The 2,093-nt window shown below is 60.7% G+C and carries 2 protein-coding genes; one reads left to right on the forward strand and one right to left on the reverse strand.

Annotated elements, in window-relative coordinates; translation table 11 throughout:
* Window positions 1-43: 43 nt before the first annotated feature.
* Window positions 44-973: a LysR family transcriptional regulator gene (locus AC1DVH_RS30055; RefSeq protein WP_477756857.1), complete on the reverse strand. Its 930-nt coding sequence runs from the start codon at window positions 971-973 to the stop codon at window positions 44-46.
* Between the two features lie 125 nt (window positions 974-1,098).
* Between AC1DVH_RS30055 and AC1DVH_RS30060 the strand changes: the two genes are divergently transcribed.
* Window positions 1,099-2,093: zinc-binding alcohol dehydrogenase family protein (locus tag AC1DVH_RS30060; protein WP_477756858.1), on the forward strand; the 995-nt coding region annotated here is incomplete at its 3' end.

Below are 2,093 nucleotides of genomic sequence, written 5' to 3' on the forward strand. Positions count from 1 at the left end.
GGTGGTGATCGTTCCTGAGAGAAATTTCTCTTTTTTCGTGCGACTAATGATCGATATCCGAAAAACCTGGAAATTGACTGCTCAAAAGTTCACATCGGCTGACAAGCATTTCACGCAAGAGATTCACCGGCTTACTCAATTGCGCGCGATGGGCGCACAATAGATTCAGCGGGGCGCGCTCACAGAGCAGTTCCGGCATCAGCACCTTCAAGCGGCCGGCCAGTACATCGGCGGCCACATCGAGCCAGGACTTGTAAGCGATCCCGGCACCTGCCACGGCCCAAAGGCGCACGACATCGGCATCGTCACTGAAGCGATCACCGCTGACGGTCAGGCTGACTTCACGTTTGCCGTCGTGAAAACTCCAGTGGTCGTGGACCCGGCTGCCGAGCATGTACAACAGGCAATTGTGCTGTGCCAGTTGCTCCAGATGCCGCGGCTCGCCATGCCGAGCCAGATAGCCGGGAGCGGCGCACAACACCCGGCGGTTCTGCGGGGCGATGGGCAGCGCCACCAGGCTGGAATCCTCCGGTTCACCGTAGCGCAGGGCAATGTCTACCGGTTGGCGAAACAGGTCGGCGATGCGATCCCCCAGCAGCAGGCGCACGGTCAGTTTCGGATGTTCGCGTTGAAACTCGTCGAGCCAGGGCAGCAGCAGGTTGCGGCCAAAGTCCGATGGCGCCGACAGTTGCAGAACCCCGCTGACCTGATCCTGACCACTGGCCAGCAATCGCCGGCCCTCGTCTAGATTGCTCAGGGCCGCGCGGGCATATTCGAGAAAGCCCTCGCCTTCGGCGGTCAAGCGCAGGCTGCGGGTCGAACGGGCCAATAAACGGGCACCGAGTTGCTGTTCGATGCGCTTGAGCGCCGCACTGGCCACGGCTGCCGACATGTCCATGCCCCGCGCGGCGGCGGACAGACTGCCCAGGTCCGCCGCCCGGACAAACAACTGCAAGTCATCGAAACGCAGCATCAAGAGCACCGATTATCAAAAAAATATTGAAAGAGACTGCTCTTTTAGCCGGTTTTATCTTCGGGAGAAATAGCCAATCATCTGCCCCATCGAATCTCTTCTCTATTAGTGTTCAGGAGCCGCCCATGAAAGCCATTGCCTACTACGCCTCTTTGCCGATCAGTGACGACAAAGCTCTGCAAGACATCGAATTGCCGGACCCGGTTGCCGGTCCCCGCGACTTGCTGGTAGAAGTCAAAGCCATCTCGGTCAACCCGGTGGACACCAAGGTGCGCCAGAACGTCCAGCCCGAAGGTGGCGCGGCCAAGGTGTTGGGTTGGGATGTGGCCGGTGTGGTCAAGGCGGTGGGCAGTGAGGTGACGCTGTTCCAGGCCGGCGACAAGGTGTATTACGCCGGCTCCATCGCGCGTGCGGGCGGCAACAGCGAGTTGCATGTGGTGGACGAGCGCATCGTCGGCCACATGCCAAAGACCCTTGGTTTCGCCGAGGCCGCGGCCCTGCCACTCACCGCGATCACGGCGTGGGAACTGTTGTTCGAGCGCCTGCAAGTGCGCGAAGGCAAAACCGACGAAGGCCAGAGCCTGTTGATCGTCGGCGCGGCGGGTGGCGTGGGCTCGATGCTTACGCAGCTGGCTCACCAACTGACGGCCCTGAAAGTCATCGGCAGCGCTTCGCGTGCGCAGACCCAAAGCTGGGTGAAAGAGCTGGGCGCCGATCTGGTGATCGACCATAGCCAGCCACTGAGCGAAGCACTCAAGCATGCCGGTGTGGATCAGGTCACCCATGTCGCCAGCCTGACCCAGACCGATCAGCACCTGGACCAACTGGTCGAGGCATTGGCGCCCCAAGGCAAGCTGGCGCTGATCGATGACCCCAAGTCGCTGGACGTGACCAAGCTCAAGCGCAAGAGCCTGTCACTGCACTGGGAGTTCATGTACACCCGTTCGCTGTTTGAAACCGCGGACATGATCGAGCAGCACAACCTGCTCAATCGCGTCGCCTGGCTGATCGATGCCGGGACCCTGAAAACCACGGTGGGCGGACACTTCGGCACGATCAATGCAGCCAATTTGCGCCGTGCCCATGCCCTGCTGGAGAGTGGCAAAGCCAAGGGCAAGAT

This window comes from Pseudomonas sp. P4_C3, from assembly GCF_056402075.1.

Bases quoted from the DNA above. Each gene is read 5' to 3' on its own strand.
- AC1DVH_RS30055 (WP_477756857.1), bottom strand. From the start codon at position 973: ATGCTGCGTTTCGATGACTTGCAGTTGTTTGTCCGGGCGGCGGACCTG.